Source organism: Wenyingzhuangia aestuarii (assembly GCF_011927765.1).
In the GTDB taxonomy this organism is placed as follows: Bacteria; Bacteroidota; Bacteroidia; order Flavobacteriales; family Flavobacteriaceae; genus Wenyingzhuangia; species Wenyingzhuangia aestuarii.
Genome location: NZ_JAATJG010000011.1, coordinates 23,456 through 47,606 on the forward strand (window position 1 = coordinate 23,456; position 24,151 = coordinate 47,606).

The 24,151-nt window shown below is 32.1% G+C and carries 16 protein-coding genes and 3 tRNA genes; 13 read left to right on the forward strand and 6 right to left on the reverse strand.

Translation table 11 applies throughout. From position 1 onward, the window contains the following. Positions 1 to 99 precede the first annotated feature (99 nt). From GGR97_RS11035 to GGR97_RS11050, 4 genes are all read left to right on the forward strand, one after another. A complete protein-coding gene (locus tag GGR97_RS11035; RefSeq protein WP_167898579.1) occupies positions 100 to 1,944 on the forward strand; it encodes a sensor histidine kinase in 1,845 nt (614 codons plus the stop codon). A gap of 11 nt (positions 1,945 to 1,955) precedes the next feature. Beyond that, positions 1,956 to 2,630, forward strand: a complete 675-nt coding sequence (locus GGR97_RS11040) for a response regulator (protein WP_167898580.1) — start codon at positions 1,956 to 1,958, stop codon at positions 2,628 to 2,630. Positions 2,631 to 2,760: 130 nt separating this feature from the next. Further along, a complete protein-coding gene (locus GGR97_RS11045) occupies positions 2,761 to 3,456 on the forward strand; it encodes a CoA transferase subunit A (protein WP_167898581.1) in 696 nt (231 codons plus the stop codon). 1 nt (position 3,457) lies between these two features. Next, positions 3,458 to 4,111: a 3-oxoacid CoA-transferase subunit B gene (locus GGR97_RS11050; RefSeq protein WP_167898582.1), complete on the forward strand. Its 654-nt coding sequence runs from the start codon at positions 3,458 to 3,460 to the stop codon at positions 4,109 to 4,111. On the opposite strand, the gene GGR97_RS11055 is transcribed toward GGR97_RS11050, so the two are convergent. Together GGR97_RS11055 and GGR97_RS11060 are read right to left on the reverse strand one after the other, a co-directional pair. Next, positions 4,104 to 4,874 (reverse strand): C40 family peptidase, encoded by a 771-nt coding sequence (locus GGR97_RS11055; protein ID WP_167898583.1) that lies wholly within the window; start codon positions 4,872 to 4,874, stop codon positions 4,104 to 4,106. The two genes, GGR97_RS11050 and GGR97_RS11055, sit on opposite strands and share 8 nt — an antisense overlap. A gap of 19 nt (positions 4,875 to 4,893) precedes the next feature. Continuing rightward, complete coding sequence (locus GGR97_RS11060) at positions 4,894 to 6,072, reverse strand: acetyl-CoA C-acyltransferase (protein WP_167898584.1); 1,179 nt, start codon at positions 6,070 to 6,072, stop codon at positions 4,894 to 4,896. Between the two features lie 74 nt (positions 6,073 to 6,146). On the opposite strand from GGR97_RS11060, the gene GGR97_RS11065 reads away from it, so the two are divergent. The 6 genes from GGR97_RS11065 to GGR97_RS11090 all read left to right on the forward strand — a co-directional run bounded on the left by GGR97_RS11065 (position 6,147) and on the right by GGR97_RS11090 (position 10,647). Continuing rightward, entirely contained in the window at positions 6,147 to 8,207 is a 2,061-nt protein-coding gene (locus tag GGR97_RS11065; RefSeq protein WP_167898585.1) for an HD family phosphohydrolase, read from the forward strand. An 80-nt stretch (positions 8,208 to 8,287) separates the two neighbouring features. Beyond that, positions 8,288 to 8,371: transfer RNA gene (locus GGR97_RS11070), tRNA-Ser, on the forward strand. A gap of 23 nt (positions 8,372 to 8,394) precedes the next feature. After that, positions 8,395 to 8,469 (forward strand) — tRNA-Pro (locus GGR97_RS11075). A gap of 29 nt (positions 8,470 to 8,498) precedes the next feature. Next, positions 8,499 to 8,572 (forward strand) — tRNA-Arg (locus GGR97_RS11080). A 140-nt stretch (positions 8,573 to 8,712) separates the two neighbouring features. Then, positions 8,713 to 9,834 (forward strand): Zn-dependent alcohol dehydrogenase, encoded by a 1,122-nt coding sequence (locus GGR97_RS11085; protein ID WP_167898586.1) that lies wholly within the window; start codon positions 8,713 to 8,715, stop codon positions 9,832 to 9,834. A gap of 3 nt (positions 9,835 to 9,837) precedes the next feature. Further along, positions 9,838 to 10,647 (forward strand): alpha/beta hydrolase, encoded by an 810-nt coding sequence (locus GGR97_RS11090; protein ID WP_167898587.1) that lies wholly within the window; start codon positions 9,838 to 9,840, stop codon positions 10,645 to 10,647. Here GGR97_RS11090 and GGR97_RS11095 read toward each other — a convergent pair. Together GGR97_RS11095 and GGR97_RS11100 are read right to left on the reverse strand one after the other, a co-directional pair. Then, positions 10,644 to 11,540 carry an AraC family transcriptional regulator gene (locus GGR97_RS11095; RefSeq protein WP_167898588.1) on the reverse strand — a complete coding sequence of 299 codons (897 nt, stop codon included), beginning with the start codon at positions 11,538 to 11,540 and terminating at the stop codon, positions 10,644 to 10,646. The genes GGR97_RS11090 and GGR97_RS11095 overlap by 4 nt on opposite strands. Positions 11,541 to 11,616: 76 nt before the next feature. Next, positions 11,617 to 15,828, reverse strand: a complete 4,212-nt coding sequence (locus tag GGR97_RS11100; protein ID WP_167898589.1) for a hybrid sensor histidine kinase/response regulator transcription factor — start codon at positions 15,826 to 15,828, stop codon at positions 11,617 to 11,619. 425 nt (positions 15,829 to 16,253) lie between these two features. Between GGR97_RS11100 and GGR97_RS11105 the strand changes: the two genes are divergently transcribed. Together GGR97_RS11105 and GGR97_RS11110 are read left to right on the forward strand one after the other, a co-directional pair. Continuing rightward, positions 16,254 to 17,645 (forward strand): glycoside hydrolase family 28 protein, encoded by a 1,392-nt coding sequence (locus GGR97_RS11105; protein ID WP_167898590.1) that lies wholly within the window; start codon positions 16,254 to 16,256, stop codon positions 17,643 to 17,645. Between the two features lie 25 nt (positions 17,646 to 17,670). Further along, entirely contained in the window at positions 17,671 to 19,218 is a 1,548-nt protein-coding gene (locus GGR97_RS11110; protein ID WP_167898591.1) for a sulfatase-like hydrolase/transferase, read from the forward strand. A gap of 72 nt (positions 19,219 to 19,290) precedes the next feature. Here the strand turns inward: GGR97_RS11110 and GGR97_RS11115 are convergent, their stop codons facing one another. Further along, positions 19,291 to 21,264: a plastocyanin/azurin family copper-binding protein gene (locus GGR97_RS11115; RefSeq protein WP_167898592.1), complete on the reverse strand. Its 1,974-nt coding sequence runs from the start codon at positions 21,262 to 21,264 to the stop codon at positions 19,291 to 19,293. Positions 21,265 to 21,280: 16 nt separating this feature from the next. Further along, entirely contained in the window at positions 21,281 to 23,173 is a 1,893-nt protein-coding gene (locus GGR97_RS11120; RefSeq protein WP_167898593.1) for a family 16 glycoside hydrolase, read from the reverse strand. 210 nt (positions 23,174 to 23,383) lie between these two features. Between GGR97_RS11120 and GGR97_RS11125 the strand changes: the two genes are divergently transcribed. After that, positions 23,384 to 24,136 (forward strand): 3-keto-disaccharide hydrolase, encoded by a 753-nt coding sequence (locus GGR97_RS11125; RefSeq protein WP_167898594.1) that lies wholly within the window; start codon positions 23,384 to 23,386, stop codon positions 24,134 to 24,136. The last annotated feature ends 15 nt before the right edge of the window (positions 24,137 to 24,151 follow it).

Below are 24,151 nucleotides of genomic sequence, written 5' to 3' on the forward strand. Positions count from 1 at the left end.
GTAGTGTATACCTGTTTTTTAGCAGATTCTATCCTTCAAAACGCATTGAATATTGGTTTTTACTTAAGTATATTTGCTAAGTAACGATTACTCCATAAAATGAAATCTACTTCTTTTGATGAAAGTCAGCAAAGTTCTAACAATACCTTAAAACAATACCATGTTTTGTATGTGGCTGCTTTGTCTGTAATAGCTATTATCACCATTATTAGTCAAGTGTTAATTCAGAAACACTTAGACAATCAAATTCACGATTCTCATTTAATTAACTATGCTTCTAGGTTGCGAACCAATTCTCAAACCTTGGCAAAATTAAGTTTAAAGCTAGAAAAAGGGGAGCAGTTAAGAACTACTAGTAAAGATTTTGAGACCACTCTTTTGCAGTGGCAAAATACACACGAAAGTTTGTTGTCTGGAAACGAGTTTTTGAGTTTGCCCAAAAACAAGAATATGGATATGTTTGAGTTGTATAGAATTATAGATCGTCCTTATAGGAACATTTTAAATGCAGCTTACAAAGTTCATGAGTTGATGAATGAAGGAACTATAGAAGATATTACTCTTATAAAACCTTATACTAATATTATTTTAGAAAACGAGAATTCGTATCTGTTAGGAATGGAGATGATTGTTTTTGATTATGATAAAATATCTAGAACCAATATTAGAGATTTAAAAAGTATTGAATATGCTTTGCTAACCATTGTAATGATTATGTTAATGTTAGAGGCTGTTTTTATTTTTATTCCTCTGGCTAAAAAAATAAAAGTAAGTTTTAGTGGGTTGATTGAATCAGAAAAGAAAGCCAAAAAATTAGCTACAGCTTTAAAGGAGAATAATAAAATTTTAGAAAGATCTCATAACGAATTAAGAGAGGTAAACTTTGCTTTGGAAAAGGCATCGTATTTGGTAAAGATAGATGCAGAGGGAAATATTATTTATGCTAATGATAAGTATTGTCATGTGACTAAATATAATATGAATCAGTTGTTAGGAAAGCCTATTTTTTACAACAATATGGGGGGTGATGAAAGTATTATTTACAAACACATAAAATCACAAGAAGTAAGAAAAGAGGTTTGGCAAGGAGAAATATTTGATCATGCTTCTGATGGATCTGGTTTTTGGTTAGATGTTACCGTAATGCCTGTTATTAATAAAAAAGGAGAAGTACATCAGTTTTTAGTCATAGGATTTGATATTACACTAAGAAAAAAGACAGAAGAAGAACTACGTTTGTTAAGTGAAGAAAAATTAAGAAGACAAAAAATAATTCAGAAAGTTAGAAACATGTCTACCATTATTGGTCAAGAAAAAGAACGCAAAAGGGTAGCGGCAGAAATACACGATGGAATTGGTCAAATGTTAACTTCTTTACGAATTCAGGTAGAGTTTTTGGAAGAAAAAAATCCTGAGAATGTAAAAGAAATTGCCGTATTGTATCAGTTAATTCATGCCATTGTAAACGAAACTCGAAGGATTTGTTTTGAATTACAGCCTAATGTTTTAGAAGATTTTGGTTTAAAAGCTGCACTGTCTGACTTGATAAAGAACATCAGAAAAAATACAGGATATAATATTGTGTACGAAGATCATTACGATGTTCAAGAAAAATCTCCAGAAAGAGATATTGCTATTTATAGAATTGTTCAAGAAACGTTAAATAATGCGGTTAAACATGCTAAGGCAGATAAAGTGACTGTTTTTATAGAATCGGATGCAGAATTTATAACCTTGCAAATTAAAGACGACGGTTTAGGGTTTAATTACAATAGCACCCATATATTTGAGGCTAAGAACAATACACACGGACTTCGTAATATTAAAGAAAGAGCAGAATTGTTAAACGCTAAATTGTCTATCAATTCTGAATTGGAAAAAGGAACTGAAATTAAAGTAGAAATTCCTATTGATAAATCTTTAGATTTAGAGGAAGAGCATTAAAAAGAATCTTTATGAAAGTAAAAAAAATTATGCTGGTTGATGATCATGAGATTTTTCGTCATGGTGTAAAACAATTGATAGATAATGAAAGCGACATGGAGGTGGTGGCACAAGCTAGTAACGGTTATGAAGCTATTGTGAAATACGATCAGTTTCAGCCCGACATTGTGTTGATGGATATTTCTATGCCACAATATAGTGGCTTAGATGCTTCTCAAGAATTATTTAGAAAGAACAGCGATGTAAAAATATTGTTCTTGTCTTTATATGATAGAGATGATTATATTTTAAAAGCGGTGAATATGGGAGCTCACGGTTATATTTTAAAAGATGAATCTAACAAAGATTTTTTAAAAGCGATTAGAAAAGTATCGGAAGGGAAACTTTATTTTTCGGGAGACACAAGTAATATCATCATTAATAGTTTTAGAAAAGATACTAATGGAGATGCCAATTCGGCTACGGTAGGGGTAGAAAAAGGGTTTAGATTGTCTAAAAGAGAAACTCAAATTCTAGAGCAAATAGCAGAGGGTTTAAGTAATAAAGATTTGTCGGAATTATTTAAGTTGAGTATTAGAACCATTGAATCTCATCGTTTAAATATTATGAGAAAACTAAGAGTAAAAAGTATAGAGCAAGCTGTTTTGGTAGCAAAATCAGAAAATTTGATTGTTGTAAAAGAATAATAAATATATATTTAGTGTTTTAAGGTCTGTTGTGTAAAAGCATCAGGTCTTTTTTGTTTTATAGGGGGAGTATAAGCTTTATAACTAACAGAATATTTCTTATATTTAAGTAAATCCAATTTTAACAAACATGATTTCTAAAAAAGTAAATTCTGTAACAGAAGCATTAACAGGTGTTGCCAATGGTATGACCTTGTTGGTAGGTGGTTTTGGTTTGTGTGGTATTCCAGAAAATGCCATTGCAGAATTGGTTCGTTTAAATGTGCAGCAATTAACCTGTGTGTCTAACAACGCAGGGGTTGATGATTTTGGTTTGGGCTTGTTGTTAAAAAAGCATCAAATAAAAAAAATGGTTTCTTCTTATGTAGGAGAAAATCATGAGTTTGAAAGACAAATGCTAAACAATGAAATTGAAGTAGAATTAATTCCGCAAGGAACTTTAGCTGAAAGATGTAGATCTGCTAAAGTTGGAATTCCAGCGTTTTTTACACCTGCTGGAGTAGGAACAGAAGTGGCTCAAGGCAAAGAAGTTCGAGAATTTAACGGAAAACAATATTTGTTAGAATATGCTGTAAAAGCCGATTTTGCTTTGATAAAAGCATGGAAAGGTGATGAAGCTGGAAATATTATATTTAAAGGAACGGCACGTAATTTTAATCAAGCCATGTGTGGAGCTGCCAAAGTAAATGTGGTAGAGGTAGAGGAGTTGGTTCCTGTAGGAACTTTAAATCCTAACGAAATTCATGTACCTGGAGTTTTTGTGCAAAGAATTTTCCAAGGAGAGAAATATGAAAAACGAATTGAAAAATTAACCATATCAGAATAATATGTTAACCAAAGAGCAAATAGCACAACGTATATCTAGAGAGTTGCAAGATGGTTTTTATGTCAATTTAGGAATTGGAATTCCTACTTTGGTAGCTAATTATGTTCCAAATGGAATTAATGTAGAATTCCAAAGTGAAAATGGAGTGTTGGGTATGGGGCCTTTTCCTACCAAAGAAGCAGTAGATGCTGATTTGATTAATGCAGGAAAACAAACCATTACAACATTGCCTGGAGCTTCTTTTTTTGATTCGGAATTAAGTTTTGGAATGATTAGAGGGCAACATATAGATTTAACAGTTTTGGGGGCGATGGAAGTTTCTCAGAATGGAGATATTGCCAACTGGAAAATTCCTGGTAAAATGGTAAAAGGTATGGGCGGAGCTATGGATTTGGTAGCTAGTGCAGAAAATATTATTGTTGCCATGATGCATACCAACAGAGCAGGACAGTCTAAATTGTTAAAACAATGTAGTTTGCCGTTAACAGGAATTAATTGTGTAAAAACAATTGTAACCAATTTAGGGTTGTTAACTGTAGAGAATGGAAAATTTTTGTTAAAAGAAACCGCTCCAGAAGTTGGAATAGAATATATTAAAAGTGTTACAGAAGGTGATTTAGCAGTGTCTCCAGATTGTAAAACAATGCTTATATAATTTTCTTAATTACTCTAAGTTTGTGTGTATGTCTTTTGGTATCTACATTGTAAATTCCTAAATGGTCTAAACGGTCAATTCTTACTTTTCCGTGAGCATGAATAATGTAGTTGTCGGCCATCATAATTCCTACGTGAATAATGTTTCCTTCTTCGTTGTCAAAAAAAGCCAAATCACCAGGTTCACTTTCCTCTATAAAACTTAAAACATCACCTTGTTTTGCTTGGTCTTTAGCATCTCTTTTTAAAGGATAGCCGTTTAATTTGTAAACTAATTGTGTCAATCCAGAACAATCAATCCCTAAAGGAGATTTCCCTCCCCATAAATAAGGAGTGTTTAAAAATTGTAAAGCTGTGGTAACAATGTTTTCTTTGTTTTTTTTGCCATCAAAAATATCCCCTTCAATAGAAAATATATCTTGACCAATGCTAAAACTGTTGTGTTTGTAAAATGGCAAGTGAGAACCAATCATTACATGAGAAAGTAAATGTTTTTGGTCTTCGGCAAAATTGATAAGGTCATTAGATAAAAATAAAGGAGAAGAATCTAGTTTTTTATAATCCTCTTCTGGAATTAATAAAAACTGTTTGTTGTCAATCCATCCTTCATAGCTATCAAAAGATAAGCGAATTTTACTCCACTTATTTCTAATTTCTAAAACTTTAAAGTGTTCACCCAGTAGCACTTGAGAAACCATTTCAGAAACATCTGTGGGTTCTAATCTTAAAGGAACAATACTAAGGTTACAAATACCGTAATCCATTTATAAATATACTAGGCTATCAAATATTTTTAATAATCATTGCCGTGGCACCACCACCACCGTTACAAATAGCAGCAAGACCAAATTGTTTTTGTTCTTGCTTTAAAACATGTATCAAAGAAACAACAATTCTAGCACCTGAGCAACCAAGAGGATGTCCAAGTGATACTGCACCCCCATTTTTATTTATTTTATGCATCGGGATTTTTAAAATATTGGCATTGGCAATTCCTACTACAGAAAAAGCTTCGTTTAGTTCAAAAAAATCAATATTTTCAAGATCCGTGTTGGCTTTTTTTAAAACAGAAGGAATGGCTAGCGCAGGAGCTGTAGTAAAAAGTTCAGGGTTTGTAGCAGCATCGGTGTAAGCAACAATTTCTGCCAAAGGTTTTAGATTTAAAATTTTTGCTTTTTCTTCAGACATAATTAACAAGGCTGCAGCTCCATCATTTAAGGTAGATGCATTTGCAGCAGTTACAGTTCCGTCTTTAGCAAAAACGGGTTTTAATAAAGGAAATTTTTCGGGTCTAAAATTTATAAACTCTTCATCATTATCTACAATGGTTTCATTTCCTTTTTTGTCTCTAATACTAACAGGTGTAATTTCGGTTTTAAATTTTCCTTGGTTGTTTGCTGTAATCGATTTTTTATAAGATTGTATGGCAAAATGATCTTGTTCTTCTCTAGAGATATGATGTGTGGTTGCGCATAATTCGGCACAAACTCCCATGTGTTGTTCATCATAAACATTTATCAATCCATCTTTTAAAAGTCCATCTTCTAAGGTTCTGTTTCCTAACTTTTGTCCGTTTCTTTGGTTTGTGTAATGAGGAACGGATGACATATTTTCCATTCCTCCAACAAGTACAATGTCTCTATCTCCAGATTTTATGGCTTGTGCTCCCATGGTAATGGCTTTCATTCCAGAGGCACACACTTTATTTATAGTTGTACAAGGTACATAATTGTTTAAACCTGCATATATAGCAGCTTGTTTGGCGGGAGCTTGCCCAAGACCAGCTTGCAAAACATTTCCTAGGTAAACTTCTTCAATTAAGTTTGATGGGATTTTAGTTTCATCAAGAATTCCTTTAATAGCTGTAGCAGCAAGTTTTGGTGCAGATACAGATGCTAAACTTCCAAGAAAACTTCCAATAGGGGTTCTTTTAGCGGCAACAATTACAATTTTTGTAGACATAGTAGAATCAGGTTAACGGTACTTTAATTTACAAAAATTAATTGTTTATTTTTGATAAACACCAAAATCACTTAATGAAAAATATCATTAATCGTATCTATCAAAATCAGTCCATCATTTACAAGATTTTTTTGTTTGTAATTGTGGTTTTTTCTATTGTCTATTTTTTTCCAAAAGGAGGGAAGTTTAAGTATGAATTTCAAAAAGGAAAGCCTTGGCAATATGAAAACTTATTAGCTCCTTTTGATTTTGCAATCCAAAAAACGGATGAAGAAATTTCAGCAGAAAAAAAGGAATTAACGCAGGAATCAAATGTTTATTATGAATATAAGGCTGAGGTTGAGTTAGATGTAAAGCAAAAGTTTACAAAGTTTTATGATGAAGCTGTTCTTGAGAAAGGATTGGCAAATGATTTTAACACACAAGTTTACAAAGCTACGGCTACAGATTTAATTAGTTTTATTTACAACAAAGGTTTTGTAGATACTAGTGTTAAAGATGGGTTTTCTGCAGATAAAATTGTTTTGATAAGAAAACAGCAAGAAGTAAGTAAAGTTCCATTTGGGCAAATGATTAGTTCAGATGAAATTTTACCATTGATTAATTCTACGCTAAAAAAACAAATAGACTATACTTATAAGAGCATTATTACGAATATTTTATCAGAAGTATTAGTTCCCAATGTCTTTTTTGATAAAGATTATACAGATAAAGACTTAAAAGAATTGTTGTCATCTATTTCTTATACCAAAGGAAAAGTATCTACTAAAGAATTAATTATTGCTAGAGGAGATATTGTAGAAGGAAAAAAACTAGAAGTTTTAAATTCTTTAAGAGAGGAATACAAATCTCAAATTTGGACCAAAAAGAACTATATATGGATTCTTACAGGGTACATTATTTTGGTGTCACTGGCCATGGGAATGTTAATGTTGTTTTTGTATTTAGATAGAAAAGAAATTTTTGAAAACAATACCCAAGTAACTTTTATCTTTTTAAATGTATTGTTAATGGTGTTTTTAGAAACACTAATTATAAAACAACAAACAGAATATTTATATGTAGTACCTGTGTGTATTTTACCTATTGTAATGAAAGCTTTTTTTGATGCTCGTGTAGCAATGTTTTCTTACTTACTAATGGTAATTATGCTTGGTTTTGTAGTGCCTAATAGTTTTGAATATATCTATTTGCAGACTATTGCAGGTTTTGTGACTATTTTAACGGTATCAGACATTCATAAAAGAGGAAACTTATTTATTTCTGTAATTAAAATCACCTTGGTTTATATGCTAACTTATTTAGCATTTTACATTATTCACGAAGGAGGAATTAGCCAAATTAAGAGTCGTTATTTTGTGTTGTTTGCACTAAATGGAGTGTTATCTTTCTTATCAGTCTTTTTAATATGGCTGTATGAAAAGCTATTTGGATTGGTGTCAGATATTACATTGTTAGAACTATCTAATACCAATAGTTTATTGTTAAGAGAGTTAAATGAGAAAGCTCCAGGAACGTTTCAGCATTCCATGCAAGTAGCTAATTTGGCAGAAGCAGCTGCAAACGAAATTAATGCAAATGTAATGTTGGTAAGAACAGGAGCTTTGTACCATGATATTGGTAAAATATTAAATCCATTTTATTTTACAGAAAACCAGTCAACAAGTGTAAATCCTCACAACGAATTATCTCCTAAGGATAGTGCTAAAATTATTATTGGACATACTATAGAAGGGATAGAGTTGGCTAAAAAATATAGATTACCAGATAGAATTATAGATTTTATTAGAACACATCACGGAACAAGCTTGGTATATTACTTTTATAAAAAAGAAATGGATCTAAACCCTGAAACGGTAGATCAAGAAGATTTTAGATATCCAGGACCTATACCCTTTTCTAAAGAAACCTGTATTTTAATGATGTGTGATGCTGCAGAGGCTGCTTCTAAAAGTTTACCGGAACCTACTGCTACTGCGATAGATGAGTTGATAGAACGTATTGTAGAAAAGCAAAAATCAGAAGGACAGTTTTTAAATGCAAATATTACTTTAAAAGAGATAGAAAGTGTGAAAAAAGTAATTAAGAAAAAGCTTAAAAACATCTATCATGTAAGAATTGAATATCCTGAATAAAAAAAAATATAAAAAAGGTTGCAAGCATTTAACAAAACATATATATTTGCACTCGCTTAACGAAATGGTTAAACATTTTGGGAGAGGTGCCAGAGTGGTAATGGAGCAGTTTGCTAAACTGTCGACGGGTAACTGTCGCCAGGGTTCGAGTCCCTGTCTCTCCGCTTATTGAAATAGATGACTTAATCGGGGTGTAGCGTAGCCCGGTCATCGCGCCTCGTTTGGGACGAGGAGGTCGCAGGTTCGAATCCTGCCACCCCGACATTGTTTTCGTAGAAACATAAAAACTACGGGCTCTTAGCTCAGCTGGATAGAGCACCTCCCTTCTAAGGAGGCGGTCGAAGGTTCGAATCCTTCAGGGCTCACTTAAATCCTTACTATTTATTTAGTAAGGATTTTTTGTTTTCCATAGTTTCTTGTTGTGATGTTTAAATAGAATTATTTGTTAATAAGGTTTAATATTTGGTGATATATAAGTAATACTTTGCCAAAAAAAATAAAGAACATGTTAGCAAAGGCAGCCATAGCAAAAGGTGATGGAAAATTTTCTATCGAAGAAATTGAAGTAAAGAACCCTATTGGAGATGAGGTTTTAGTAAAAATTCAAGCAGCAGGACTTTGTCATACAGATCACGATTCTTTAACATGGGGACGTACCATTATTTTAGGGCATGAAGGTGCTGGTGTGGTAGAAGCTGTTGGAGAAAATGTAAAATCTGTAAAACCTGGAGATAAAGTAATTCTAAATTGGGCCATTCCTTGTGGTACGTGTTTTCAGTGTCAAGAACAAAACCAGCATATATGTGAAAACAATTCACCAGTAGTGGCTGGAGATAACTTACCTGATGGTGAGGTTTCTGAAGGGCATGCAAGGCTAGAGAGCACATTGTATAATGGAAAAGGAATAGAGCGTTCTTTTAATATAGGAACCCTGTCTACACATACAGTTGTTAAAGAGCAGGCGGTGGTAAAATACAATACAGAAATTCCTTTTAGTTCTGCATCTATTATTAGTTGTGGAGTAATGACAGGTTATGGTTCTGCCGTAAACACAGCACAAATAAAACCAGGATCTACGGTAGCAGTTATTGGTAACGGAGGAGTAGGATTAAATGTAATTCAAGGAGCAAGAATTTCTGGAGCCGCAAAAATTATAGCTATAGACACAAATCCAACCCGTTTAGAAATGGCTAAGCAGTTTGGAGCTACACACATTATACAAGCAAATAGAGATGATAAAGGGTTAAAGAATGCTACAGTTCAAGTAAAAAAAATTACGGGTAATGGCGGAGCCGATTATGCGTTTGAGTGTACTGCTATTCCTGCGTTGGGAGCAGCACCTTTGGCTATGATTAGAAATGCGGGTACAGCAGTGCAAGTAAGTGGTATAGAAGAAGAGGTTTTGATAGATATGCAATTGTTTGAGTGGGATAAAATTTACATCAATCCTTTATATGGTAAATGTAGACCTCAAATAGATTTTCCAATTCTTTTAAATTTATACCAAAAAGGAGATTTATTACTTGATGAGATGGTTACAACTACTTATAAGTTTGAAGATTTAGAACAAGCTTTTGCAGATATGTTGGCCGGTAAAAATGCTAAAGGGGTAATTTTATTCGATTAAAGAATGTCAAAATTTAGAACTAAAGAGTTATCTGATGCGCAATTTGAATCTAACAACTTAAGATATATTACTGTAAAAAGTAAAAATCTAAAAGGACGTGGAGATATAAGTGTATTTGTACCATCAGATAAAGATTATAAAGATTTACCCATTGTAGTATTGCTACATGGGGTTTACGGAAGTCATTGGATTTGGTCTCAAAAAACAGGAATTCATTTAAAAATGAAATCTTGGATAGAAAATAATGAGCTAGAGCCTATGATTGTAGTAATGCCTTCGGACGGTTTGTGGGGAGATGGAAGTGCTTATGTACCTCATTATACAGGTGTAGATTTTGAAAAATGGATTGTAGAAGATGTTATAGATGCAACGGTTGAACTAATTCCTCAAGCAAGTGAAACATCAAAATTATTTATTTCAGGATTGTCTATGGGAGGTTTTGGTGCTTTAAGAATTGGACTAAAACATCACGATAAGTTTTCTGGAGTTTCTGGTTTATCTTCTATTACCGTTTTAGATGAAATGAAACTATTTGTAGAAGAAGATTTAGAAGAATATCAGCAAGATGAGGTAACCCAAACATCAGTACTACAAACAGCTTTAACACATAAAAATAATTTACCTAAGTTTAGATTTGATTGTGGTTTTGATGATGAATTGATAGAAGGAAATCGAAAATTACATAGCGAATTAGAAAAAGAGGGAATTCCTCATGTTTATAAAGAAAACCCAGGAAAACACGAGTGGATTTATTGGGAAACCCATATAAAAGAAACGATGTTGTTTTTTAACCAAATTCTTAAAGAATCTTAGTGTTTTTCACGGCTAATTTTCCTGAATTTAAAAGGTGATTCTCCTGCAATTTTTTTAAACTGTTTGTTAAAGTAGGGAACGGAATTATAACCACATTCATATCCAATTTCTTTAATAGCCATATCAGTATTGGTTAACAATCTTTTTGAAAAATCAATTCTGATGTGGTTTAAGTAATCAGAAAAAATCATATTAGTTTCATTCTTAAAATATCTACAAAAAGAAGGCAAAGTCATGTTTGCCATATCTGCACAAGTTTTAATATCAATATTTTGTTTGTAATTCTCCATTAAATACTCGTGAATTTTTAACATTCGATGAGATTTGAATTGGAAATTTTCTTTTAAATAATTTTCCGAAGCTAGAATGGTATAATCACTTATACTAACAAGGTTTAATATTTTAAGAAGTTTTATAAGTTGATTAAAAGCGTTTTCTTTTGGCATTTCTTCTAACAAAGAAATGATTTTGTCTTTATGCTTTCCATTAATTTTTAAACCTCTTTCTGAGAGTCTTAAAATTTTTCTTACACCTTTTAGTTCTGGTATATTTACAAAGCTAGATCCAAAAATATTCTTCTTGAATTGTACATAAATAGATTCGCAAAATTTATCAGGTTGTTCTTTAAGATAATCAGCATCTGTAATCCAAGCATGTGGTAAAAAACTACCAAGTAACACTAAATCATTAACTTCAAACTTTTCTCCATGATCACCTACCAAACGAGTACCTTCTCCTTCTTTAATAAGAAGTAATTCAAACTCCGGATGGTAATGCCAGTCTCCGTTAAAATACTGCTGTTTGTACACTCCTGTATGAAAAGAAGCGTGCTCTTTTTTCTCTATTTTTTCTAGAGAAACAACAATTTTTTTAGAATTCTGATCTGTTTCCAAATGATAATAATGTTTTGGTTTGTGCTAATATACTTAAATATTTACAACTCTTACAATTCTACAAAACAGCTAATATTTATTCTTCTTTAACATCAATATTGTTTTTGTTAATATAATCACTAGGTGTCATGTTAAATTGCTTTTTAAAACATTTGGCAAAGTAAGATGGACTGTTAAATCCGGTCATGTACATAATTTCTTTTACAGATAAATCACTTTTTTCTAACAATTGTACTGCTCGTTTTAAACGAATACTTCTGATGAACTCACTAGAAGATAAACCTGTAATTTCTTTTAGTTTTAAGTATAAATTACTTCTACTTACACTCATTTCTTTTACCAACATTTCAACACTAAACTCGGTGTTCATCATGTTTTTTTCTACCACTTCCATTGCTTTTTCTAAAAAGATTTCATCAGCAGAAGTAACTGTAACATCTTCGGGGTTTAAAATGATTTCTTGATTGAATCGCTTTCTTAAACGATCTCTTTTACCAATAATGTTCTTAATTTTTAGCTGTAATAACTCTAAATTAAAAGGTTTGGTAATGTAGTCATCTGCACCACTTTCTAATCCTGTAAATTGATTTTCTTCTGATGTTTTAGCGGTTAATAAAATAAAAGGTACATGGCTAATTTCTGATGTTTCTTTACATTTTTTACAAAATTCTGCTCCATCCATTTCTGGCATTACATAATCACTAATAATAATATTAGGTACGTGTTTTTTGGCAATTTCATATCCTTTAGCCCCATCTTCAGCCTCTAAAATATTGTATTTATCTTTTAAAGATTGTTTAATAAAAGAACGAATGTCTTTGTTATCATCTACCACCAAAACAATTGGAAGTTGAGATCTTTTACCAATTAATTCTTCGTCACTTTCTTCATCTTGAACTGATATTACATGAGCCGATGAAACATAAGCAGTGGTGGTGTTTACGTTGTCCTCTTCTTTTCCAAATTCAATATGTGGTTTGTCTAAATAAGCTTGTTTGTCTAAAGGTAGGTTTACAGCAAAAGTAGATCCACCCCATTCATTATCGGCTACTAAAATACTACCTTGGTGTAAATCTATTAAACTTTTGGTGTAGCTTAAACCAATACCTGTTCCTGTTGGATTGGCTAATTCTTTAGCAGAGTTACTGTAGAATCTGTTAAAAATACGTTCTTTTTTAGAGGCAGAAATTCCAGAACCAGAATCGCGAACTTCTATAACCAATCTGTTGTACACAGATTTTTTTGTCAACCTGTCTGAATGATAGGTTTTTTTAATGTACACATATACATCTACAGTTCCGTTTTCTGGACAAAATTTAAAGGCATTAGAAAGTAAGTTGTTCATTACTTTTTCCAAAGCATCAGGACTAAAGTAAGCGTATAGCTTTTCTTCTTCCGTTCTTATGATGTATTTTATTTTTTTCTTTTCACTAATAAATTTAAACGGTTCTGCTACTTCTTTTATAAAACGGGCAATGTTTTTATGGTAAATAGTTAAGTCCATTTGACCTTTGTCCATTTTTTGAAAATCTAACAGCTGAGTTACCAATCGCAATAAATAGTCAGTGTTTTTATCCATTAATTGGTACTGATGTTTAACTACGTTTTCATCTAGCTTACCAATTTTGGCTTGTAAATATTCTAATGGACCTTTTATAAGGGTTAAAGGGGTTCTAAACTCATGAGAAATATTGGTAAAGAACTCCATTTTCATTTGTTGTAGTTCTTCATATTTTTCTTTTTCTATATGTTCTAATTCAAGTTCGTGTTTCTTTTCGGTTTTAATAAGTGTAAACTTCCAAAAAGCAATTAATAAAATAATCACAATTAAAATGTAAACAATATATGCCCAAATAGTTTTCCAAAAAGGAGGAGTAATTTCTATAACTACCTTTCTTGGAGTATCATTCCAAATACCATCACCGTTAGAAGATTTTACGCTAAAAGTATACAAGCCTGGCGATAAGTTTGTGTAGGTTGCAAAACGCATAGATGAATTAGTGTAGTTCCACTTATTTTCAAACCCCGATAATTTGTAAGCGTACAAGTTTTTTTGAGGAGATGAATATTGAATTCCTGCAAATTCAAAAGAAATACTGTTTTGATCGTAGTTTAGCTGTATTCTATGGGTTTGGTCTATTGATTTTTGTAACAACACATTTCCATTGTAGCTTTTTCCAATTTTTATTTCTTTATTAAACAAAGAAATTTTAGTAATTACTGTTTTTGGAGCATATGGATTGTCTTTAATATCTTTAGGGTAAAAGGCATTAAAACCGTTAACTCCACCAAATAACATTTCGCCATCTTCTTTTTTAAAGCATGCTAGTTCTTGAAACTCGTTGCTTTGTAATCCATCGTGAATGTTATAGTTTTTAAACGTTCCTTGTTCGGGATTAAATTTGGTCAATCCCATGTTAGATGATAACCATAAATTACCACTATCATCTTCTAAAATTCCTTTAATAACATTGTTAGGTAGCCCGTCTGTTTCGTTGTAAGATTTAAATTTGGCATTGTTCTCTTTGGGGCTAGAAATTAATTTATTTAACCCGCCTCCAAAGGTTCCAATCCATAATTCCCCTTTTCTAGTTTCGTGTATAGATAAAATGTAATCGTAACTTAAGCTATTTTTATACTTAGAATTGTGTGTATAGGATACAAACTTAGGAGCTGTTTTTTCAATTTCTTCATAAGCAAGTTTGTTTAAACCTTTACCCGTACCAAACCACATATTGTGATGTGAGTCTTGATAAATGTATCTGATAATATTGTTAGATAATTGATGTTTTCCTCCTTTGTTTTTAAAGTTTTTATGCACTTTAAATTTTCCAGATTCATTTTTTAATAAATAAATTCCTTTGCTATAGGTACCTACCCAAATATTGTTTAAATGATCTATTTCTATAGAAAAAACAGCATTGCTAACTTCTGGTATTTTAGTGACTTTAGTGTAGTTAGCTTTAGGGTTGCTAATGTCTATAAAAGATAAGCTAGGACTGTCTGCAGCTCCAATTAATAAATATTTTGTGTCTTTTGTTTTAAACTCTTTTAAGGCAAAGGGTTTTTGACCAGCAACATCTACTTTTACAAATGCGGTAGAATTTTCTTTTTTGTAGTTTAATCCACCTCCTTCGGTTCCAATCCACAACGTTTTGTTAGAGTCTACAAATATAGATCTAACTTTATCATCACTAATACTATTGTTGTTAGAGGTTTTTCTTATGTGTTTAAATCTTTTTTTCTGTGGATCAAATTTGTTAATTCCTCCTCCGTTTGTTCCAATCCACAGAATATTTGCAAAATCTTTGTATAAAGATGTTACAATGTTTTTACTAATACTATTAGGGTCTTTAGGATCATTTTTATACACATGTTTAAGTACAGGTACTTCACTGTTTATGTTGTTTTCAAAAAACAGTAATCCATCTGTGGTAGCTACCCAAATGTTATTGTCTTTGTCAATTTTTATGTTAAGTCCGCTAGAGTTATTAAACTTAACAAGTTTTTTAGATTTTTTATCTTGGATATAGATTCCTGAGTTTTTTGCAACAATTAATCTATTGGTTAAATCTTCTGCTATATATTTTATTTGATTACTGCCTTTAGCAAACTCTCTAGTAATGTTTTCAAAAGTAAAATTATTGCTATTTTCTTTTAGTTTGTAAACTCCATTAAAACAAGCAACATAAATATCTCCTGAATTTGTTTCGTATATATTTGTGATTGATTTGTTCTTGTAATGATTGTTTGGAAGCTTGATGTGATTAAATACAATAGAATCAGTAGACTTATATAGAGCGTAATCTATCATGTCTAGCCCTTTGGTGGTTCCAATCCATAATCTATTTTTACTATCTAAACACAGATAGGTTATGTAGTTGCTTCTGATAGAGTTTTTTGATTTTTTAGAATTTAGATAGGCGGTAAATTTTTCAGTTTTGCTGTCAAAATAATTAAGACCATCTCCAGTAGTTCCAATCCATAAATTGTTGTTTCCATCACCTATTAATCTAAAAATTAAATTACTGCTAATAGAAGTAGAGTCGTCAAAAGAGGGTTTGTATTGTGTAAATTTATAACCATCATATTTATTTAAACCATTGTGAGTACCAAACCACATATATCCGTTTTTGGTCTGGTAAATAGCATTAATATCACTTTGCGAAAGTCCATCTGTAACAGATAAATGTGAAAAAGAAGCAGACTGTTGTGCGTACCCAAAGGCTATAAATAATAACGTAAAAAATATGTTTGTAAATAGATTTTTAATGGAGGAATTAATCATAAATAAAGATTAGGATTTATTAGTCTTGAATCTGTAAAACAGTAGATGAAATATAAGTTATTTATTAATATTTTAGAATAGATATTAGATATTTAAATTTTTTGATTTTTTTAAGATCTAAATAAGAATATCACAAGTAATAACTAGTAAGCTAAAATCGGGGTTTTGTGGGGTTGTTGGAAAGTAAAGAACAATACGTATGATTTAATGTACAATACATATGATTAGATGCAATTACAGAACAATTCTCTTTATTTTGTTTAAGCTATTGTTAACACAAGGTTTTAGGCTGCAAAAAGTAATAAAAACAACAAATAGGTTCATTTTCTTTACACGATATAAAAAAATAATTGTGATAAATTTGAGTAGGTTCTAACTTAATTTATAATAGGGTTAGAGCTTATTTTAATTAAAAATCATAATTAATGAAAGCACTCTTTTTAGGATTTATTTTATTTTTTCAAACAACTTTGTTTGCCCAAACCTTTAATGTTATCGACTTTGGAGCCAAAGCAGATGGTATTACTAGAGATACCAAAGCTGTACAAAATGCTATAGATGCTTGTACTAAAAATGGCGGAGGAACCGTTGTAATTCCATCAGGAAAAACAGTAGTTATTGGTACCATTTATTTAAAAGATTTTGTAACGCTAAGAGTAGAAAATGGAGCAGTATTATTAGGGAGCCCTAATTATGCAGATTATACTACAGATACTCATAAAAATACATATAAGAACGAACCTCATATGGACAGATGTTTAATTTTTGCTAGCAATGCAAAATCATTTGCCATAGAAGGATACGGAGCTATAGATGGAAACGGAAGTCCAAAAAACTTTAAGAAAAAAAACGGTGATGGTCGTCCAATGTTATTGCGTTTTTTAAACTGTAAAGACATTCGTATGAACAACATTACTTTACAAAATCCTGCAGCTTGGACATCAGCTTGGTTGTATTGTGATGAAATTGTAGTAGACGGAATTAAAATTGTGAGTAGAATTAACCATAACGGTGATGGATTGGATTTTGATGGTTGCACAAACGTGCGCGTTTCCAATTCTTCTTTTGATACTAGCGATGATTCTATTTGTTTACAAACATCTAGAGCAGATAAGCCTTGTAAAGATATTACCATTACCAATTGTGTATTTACTAGTAAATGGGCTGCTATGCGAATAGGTTTGGCTTCTCGTGGAGATTTTGATTCGGTTACGGTTAGCAACTGTACCTTTCACGATATTTTAGATTCAGGACTAAAAATACAGATGAATGAAGGTGGAGAAATGAAAAACATGATATTCTCTAACCTTGTAATGCGCAACGTACCAAGACCTATTTTTATGACTTTTTGCCAACAACGTGCAGGGGTAGATGCTCCTTTGGAGATGATACCTATGAAAGCAATGCATAGTTTTGTATTTGATGGAATTATTGCAGATAACAAAGCGTTAGATAAAAACTCAGCTATTTTTATTACCGGAATGCCAAATCATTACATTACAGATATACAATTAAACAATATAGAAATGACGGTTTCTGGAGGAGGAACCAAACAAGATGCTAAAAATGTAATTAAAGAATATACCTTAGAAACTTTAGGGAATTGGTGGCCAGAATTTGGAAAAGTAGGAACCTTGCCCGCATCAGGAATATACGCACGTCATATAAACGGATTGTATGTAAACAATGTACACGTACATACCGTAAATAAAGATGAAAGACCTGTTGTTGCTTTTGATGATGTTAAAAATTACGAGGTTTCTAAAGTTTATTTAAACAGAAAACCCATCAGTAAAAAGCAATTTGTAAAAAAATAAAACTTAAAAATAAAATAAAGTAAAAATGAAGAATAGTATATGTAAAGCTGTATTGCTGTGTTTAGGAGTCTTCTCACTAACAACAGCAAAGGCTCAAAAACACAAAAAGCCAAATGTGTTGTTAATTTATACAGATGATCATCGATTTTCTGGAATTCATGCTTTAGGAGGGCAACCTGTAAAAACTCCAAATATTGATGCCTTGGCAAATACAGGAGCTGTATTTACAGAAGCACATTTAATGGGAGCCTTTTCTGGAGCTACTTGTATGCCAAGTAGAGCCATGTTAAATAGTGGAAAACAACTATTTCATTTAACAGATATAGGGCATGTATTGCCAGAAACAGATACAACTATTGGAGAAGCTTTTAAACAAGGCGGATATAATACGTACATGGTTGGTAAGTGGCATCAAGATAGAGGTTCTTTAGCGCGTTCTTTTGATGATGGAGCATCCGTTATGGGAATAGGAGTGTATTTAACAGATCATTACAGAATGCCTATTTGGGATTGGGATAAAACGGGTAAATTTCCTAAAAAAGATGCTTATTTGTTAACCTATGATGAGCAAGGAAAAACAAAAAGAAGAGCCATTACCAAAAACGATAAAAGAGGACCTACAGGAACAGAATTAACGGCACCACACACTTCTGAAATTTTTGCTGCAAATGCATCAAAATATATAGAGAATTACAGAAAAAGAGATCCGTTTTTTATGTATTTAGCTTTTCATGCACCACATGATCCTAGACAAGCTCCTAAAAAATATCAAGATATGTATCCTGTAGATCAAATGGAATTAACACCGTCATACATGCCGGAACATCCGTTTGATAATGGTGATATGTATTTAAGAGATGAAGAGTTAGCTGTTTGGCCAAGAACTCCTAAAGTATCTAAAACGGAATTGTCTGCTTATTATGCAATCATCACCCATTTAGATGAGCAAATAGGAAAAGTAGTTCAGTCTTTAAAAGACAAAGGAATGTATGAAAATACATTAATTGTTTTGGTTGGAGATAGCGGATTAGCTGTTGGGAACCACGGATTAATGGGAAAACAAAATGTGTATGAAGAAGATGGAATTCATGTACCATTAATTTTTTCAGGAGGATTTGTAAAACAAAAAGGAACCAAATTTAATGCCTTGTCTTACATTCACGATATTTATCCAACGGTATGTGATATGGTTGGGATTTCTATTCCAAAATCTGTAGAAGGAAAAAGTTTAAAACCAGTAATGGATGGTGCTAAAAAGCAAGTTTACAATTATGGATATTATGCTTACAAGCAATTCCAGAGAGCGTATAGAAAAGGAGATTATAAGTTAATAGAATATGTGAAGTCTCCCAATAATGATTGGAAAAGAGGATATTCCGTTAAAGGTTCTAGAGTAACGCAGTTGTTTAATATTAAAAAAGATCCTTGGGAAACACAAAACTTAGCATTTTTTCCAGAGCACAAAGCTTTATTAAAAGAAATGCAAGAAGAGTTTGTAAAAGCAGGAAAAGATTTAGATGATTACAAACAAGGAATTGGAGTAGAGTATGATTTTTGGGATTACTACAATTAATTGTTTTAAAGAATAAGTTAAAAAAAAAGGCCGCTCAGTATACTGAGCGGCCTTTTTGGGTTATAAAGAAAATTATTTTACAATTAGTTTTGCTCTCATAGAATAAGAATGGCCAGGAAAGGTACAAACCATCCAATATACTCCGGGTTCTTTTGGAGCGTTAAAATATATGGTTTCTGCACTTTCAGGACCTACAATACCCGTATGAAACAATACCATGTCAGAATTGGGTACGTAATTTAATTCGGGACCTTTAAGACCTAGGTTTTGAGCTAGTTCCCCAACCTTAATAGGTACTTGTTCTCCTTGTTTGGTAATAACAAGATTGTGTAGCATATCATCATTGTTGTTTAAGGTTAGCTGAATTTTACTAGACCTTTCAATAGTTAATTCTTTTACATCGTATTTTAATCCAGGAACGGTTCCTACTACTAATTTTTCATCGGCACCATGTTCTCCCCAATCAGAAGGCATAGTTGTTATACGTTTAGGCTGATGAATAGTTTTTTTAGGTTTGTGAGAACCCATCATTTGAGGTGATTTTAATTCTCCTCCTGGAACTTGATTTAAGGTATAGTATCCTTTATTGTGTAATAATAATTCACCTGTTTTAGAGGTTAATTTAGGAATTTCTATTTGATGAATAAATCCTAAACGCATTCCGTGAATCATTAGTTTTACAGACATTCCATCTTCTGAAACTTTTGCCATGTGAACCATGCACTTTTGTTGATCCTCAATAGGACTTCCGTAGGTTTTATGATATTTATATGTAAAAGTTGTCATTTGATAAGAAGATAAATCTTCTGCCATTTTTTTGTTTACAGGTTTGGTAAATTCTAAAAGAAATCCATCATCTAGAGCTTTCATGGTTTTAATTTCAAAAGGAGTTTTACCTGTCCAGACTAATTGTTGTAAACCAAATTGTTTTTTTCCGGTAGATGCCCAACCTCTGCTAGTCATACCTACAAACATATTGTTGTTGTTTCCCCAAATCATTCTTAAAATTCCTGAAGAAAAACCTTCTGCAAAAGGAAATGCAGCTCCTTGGTACACTCCATTTACCTTTTCCATATACACACGCATAATTTTGCTGTGCCCTTGATCGCCTACAAATTGTTGCCCCTCAAAAGGACCAAAATTTCCATTGGTAGTGTCGTACAATATATCTGAAGTGGAAATACCAAGTATGGTGTGAGGAAACCAAACAGCAGGAGCTTTTAATCCTTTAATTCTTTTAGCATAATCGTATAGAGACATTCCAGAATCTTCAAGTATGTCGTTAGGCTTAAGTTTTAAAGGAGATAACGGATCATTTGTCCAGTTTAAACTTTCTACGTGTCCTGCAAAATCTCCATATTCCAAGTGAGTCATTCGTCCAGAGCCTACCCAATCTCCTTGGTTTTCGGTGTAAAAAATGGCTCCTTCACTATTAATTCCAAATCCTGCAGGTGATCTTAGTCCAGCTGCATATGGAGTAAATTTACCATCGGGACTAATTTTTACCATCCAACCTCTCCATTTTACCAAGCTAACACCTCCTCCTTGCCAACCAACATTTAAGGTTAGAATCATGTCTCCATTTTTATCAAATTTAGGTCCATAAGAATATTCATGATAATTACCAGATAATGGCCAAGAGTAAATTGTTTTAAAAACATCAGCAGTTCCATCGTGGTTTTTATCTTCTAATCTGGTAAGTTCTCCTCTTTGAGCTAAATAAAATCCATTGTTTTTATAAGCTAATCCTAAAGATTCATGCAATCCTCTAGCGTATAAATGATAGTTAGGGTTTGAGCTAGTAGGCTTGTCTATAATCCAAACTTCTCCTCTACGAGTAGAAACCCCTAGTTGATTTTTATCGGTAAGTGCAAGTCCTCCAACTTCTAGTTTTACATCTTTAGGAATAGGAACATCTACTATTTTATAATACTCAGATTCTTTTTGAACTTGTTTATTATTTACGACTTTATGTTTTTGAGACATACTTGTTTTACTAATAAGTAAAACAGTGAATGTGAAAATGATTTTACTAATAAATTTCATGTGTTTGCTGTTTTATTTACCAAATAATGTTGTAGTTCAAATTGTTGTTACCTTTTGAGATTTCTATAATAAGTTCATCTTTTCCATTTGAATTTCTAACAATAGGTTTGAACTTGCTATGGTTAGGAAATTGAATGTAGTAACTCTCGTTATTGATAATATATGTGTTGTTGTCAAGCAATTTAATTTTTTCACCTTCTGCAACTTTATGCCAAATAGGGTTTTTAGAGTTAGTTGTAATGGTTCTTTGTAATCCTCTTGTAGAGTTAGGTAAGGCTATAAAGCTATTGGTAATTTTAGTTCCATTAATTTCTGAATTAAAAGAAGGAATGCCTTTGTTGTTAAATTCATATCCAAGTTGTTTAATGGAGTTTTTGTTGTTAAGTTGCGTAGGCCATTCTTCTGTTGAATTAGCTAATAAAGCAAAATCTATGTTTCCGTGTGAACTTATGGTTGGTCCAATGGGCATTGCTAATTGTTCAGTACCTCTAGAGTGCCACATTTGCGTGGTATCTAAAAAACCATCACTCCATACAAGTAAAAGACTTGCTGTTTCTAAGTCTAAAGAATAATTTAAGTTTTCAACCAATCCCACAGAAATACAGTGGCTTTTTTTAATCCCTTTGTGAGTTATAAAACTACGTTGGGTAATAGGAGTATTGGTTACGTTTAATGTAATAGGTTTTATAGGTTGTTGTTTGCTTAAACTAGAGGTGCTTGTTTTTAAAAGCGAATAGCGCTGTATGTTAGGACCTTCTATAAAAAAATCTAGACCATTTCTCCAAACAATAGGTTTGTTGTAAACAAATTGATAAGGAGCCGTTCCTTTTTCTAGATAAACTTTATGATACACTGTTTTGTCTGGCCAAGAATTATTGTTAAGGTTTACAATTGTGTCTTTGTTAATAATTAAATACGCACCACCATTTACAGTTGCTTCAAACAAATAATCACCCGTAGTAGGAATGTCTAGTGTTCCTGTATAACTTACTATTTTTTGATCTCTTCTGTTAATTCTTGTTAAAGGGGAAATAGAATCTGTTTGATGTTCTTCAAGAAGTCTAAACTTAGCAATGTCTTTTATAACGGACTCTTTTTTGGAGTTGTCATAAATTTTTAAATCACTTTTATGAATTTTTAGGTTTTGATTTTTGTAAAGTTTATAAGTAATGTTTTTAAAAGCTACAGGACCATGGTCTCCTTGAATCATTAATGATGCTAATGGTTTTTCATTATTAAAAGGAGCAGCTCTAGTAGGGCCTGTTACTTCTACATTTTCATGAATTAATATATTATTAAGTCTAACTTCTTCAAACCACGCGTTTTTTATTTTAGTTCCTTGGTTGTCAAATCTTGGAGCATGAAAAATAATTTTTAAATGTTGCCATAAGCCTGGAGCTTTAGCGGCATTTGTTTTTGGGGCATGACCCTGAAAGCCTTCTTGTCCTTTAGGTTTTGTTTTGTCCCATCTTTGGTAAATACCTCCCATATCTTTGTAAGCAGGTTCTGTAACTTTCCAACTATCATAAAGTTGAATTTCATATCTTCCCTGAAAGTACAAACCAGAGTTAGATTTTAAGGGCATCATTACATCTAGTTCTAGTTCAATGTCTCCATGTTCAAATTTTGTAAAAAGATGTTTTTTATGTTCTTGAGTAGGTGTATTCATTAAAACACCTTTTCCTTTAGAACCTTCTATTTTTTTCTCTACTTGTCGGTCTACGTATACATCTCCAACAATACTCCAATTGCTATCTGTATTTTTAAAATCACTTAAGTCATCTAAAGAAATAGCTGTAGCAGGTAGTGTTTTAATCTGTTTTTTTTCTGTGAATTCTTTTTTTGAAGAACTTGTAGAGCAAGAAATCACGAGTGGGATTAATGCTAAAAGAATGAGCTTTTTTTTCATTTACTGATAGATTTTAGTTGTAAGGTTTTTTAATGTTTATTTATTAAAAAACGGTGTTTATTATGAATATCATTAGGAATTGGTTGAGTTGTGTGTAAATTACAGGAAATAAAGTGATTTTTTTGTTTAAAATATTTCACTGATTTATAATAAACATTGATTTTGAGTAGATTACCTACTTTAGAGAAAAGAACTATTTTAATAAAAAATATGAATAAAACATCAATAATAGCACTTGCACTCTTTTGTTTTAACCTAGGGATTGCACAAGAAATAAAAAATCCAAAAGATACTGAAGTTTATGAGCCTGTACCTCCCACAGTTCAACCATACGGACAAAACGGAGTTCCTAGCGATGCTGTTGTGTTGTTTGATGGAAGTAATTTAGAAGAGTGGATAAATTCTAAAGATAAAAGCACACCTTCTTGGGTGTTAAATAAGGATGATAAAAGTATGACCATTCACAGAGGTCAAGATCAAAAAAATGCAACCATACAGACTAAAAAAAGTTTTGGATCTATGCAATTGCATATAGAGTGGAAATCTCCAACAAAAATTAATGGAAAAGGACAACAACGAGGGAATAGTGGAGTGTTTTTACAAGGGAGATATGAGATTCAAATTTTAGATAATAATAACAATGATACTTATGTAAACGGTCAAGTAGCTTCGGTTTATAAACAATCTGTGCCTTTGGCAAAAGCATTGGTGCCTACTGGAGAATGGAATACCTATGATATCATTTATCATGCACCAGAATTTAAGGGAAAAGAAATTGTAAAACCAGCAAGCGTAACAGTATTGCATAATGGTGTTTTGGTACAAGATCATTTTATTATAAAAGGACCTACACGTTATATTGGTTTGCCTAGCTACACTCCACATGGTAAAGGACCAATAAAATTACAAGATCATGGAAATCCGGTGAGTTATAGAAATATTTGGGTTAGAGAAATAAAGTAGAGTAGGATTGTCTAT

What these genes read in the sequence shown, in the direction of transcription:
- GGR97_RS11035 (WP_167898579.1), top strand. Translation starts at nt 100, where the DNA reads ATGAAATCTACTTCTTTTGATGAAAGTCAGCAAAGTTCTAACAATACC.
- GGR97_RS11040 (WP_167898580.1), top strand. Translation starts at nt 1,956, where the DNA reads ATGAAAGTAAAAAAAATTATGCTGGTTGATGATCATGAGATTTTTCGT.
- GGR97_RS11045 (WP_167898581.1), top strand. Translation starts at nt 2,761, where the DNA reads ATGATTTCTAAAAAAGTAAATTCTGTAACAGAAGCATTAACAGGTGTT.
- GGR97_RS11050 (WP_167898582.1), top strand. Translation starts at nt 3,458, where the DNA reads ATGTTAACCAAAGAGCAAATAGCACAACGTATATCTAGAGAGTTGCAA.
- GGR97_RS11055 (WP_167898583.1), bottom strand. Translation starts at nt 4,874, where the DNA reads ATGGATTACGGTATTTGTAACCTTAGTATTGTTCCTTTAAGATTAGAA.
- GGR97_RS11060 (WP_167898584.1), bottom strand. Translation starts at nt 6,072, where the DNA reads ATGTCTACAAAAATTGTAATTGTTGCCGCTAAAAGAACCCCTATTGGA.
- GGR97_RS11065 (WP_167898585.1), top strand. Translation starts at nt 6,147, where the DNA reads ATGAAAAATATCATTAATCGTATCTATCAAAATCAGTCCATCATTTAC.
- GGR97_RS11085 (WP_167898586.1), top strand. Translation starts at nt 8,713, where the DNA reads ATGTTAGCAAAGGCAGCCATAGCAAAAGGTGATGGAAAATTTTCTATC.
- GGR97_RS11090 (WP_167898587.1), top strand. Translation starts at nt 9,838, where the DNA reads ATGTCAAAATTTAGAACTAAAGAGTTATCTGATGCGCAATTTGAATCT.
- GGR97_RS11100 (WP_167898589.1), bottom strand. Translation starts at nt 15,828, where the DNA reads ATGATTAATTCCTCCATTAAAAATCTATTTACAAACATATTTTTTACG.
- GGR97_RS11105 (WP_167898590.1), top strand. Translation starts at nt 16,254, where the DNA reads ATGAAAGCACTCTTTTTAGGATTTATTTTATTTTTTCAAACAACTTTG.
- GGR97_RS11110 (WP_167898591.1), top strand. Translation starts at nt 17,671, where the DNA reads ATGAAGAATAGTATATGTAAAGCTGTATTGCTGTGTTTAGGAGTCTTC.
- GGR97_RS11115 (WP_167898592.1), bottom strand. Translation starts at nt 21,264, where the DNA reads ATGAAATTTATTAGTAAAATCATTTTCACATTCACTGTTTTACTTATT.
- GGR97_RS11120 (WP_167898593.1), bottom strand. Translation starts at nt 23,173, where the DNA reads ATGAAAAAAAAGCTCATTCTTTTAGCATTAATCCCACTCGTGATTTCT.
- GGR97_RS11125 (WP_167898594.1), top strand. Translation starts at nt 23,384, where the DNA reads ATGAATAAAACATCAATAATAGCACTTGCACTCTTTTGTTTTAACCTA.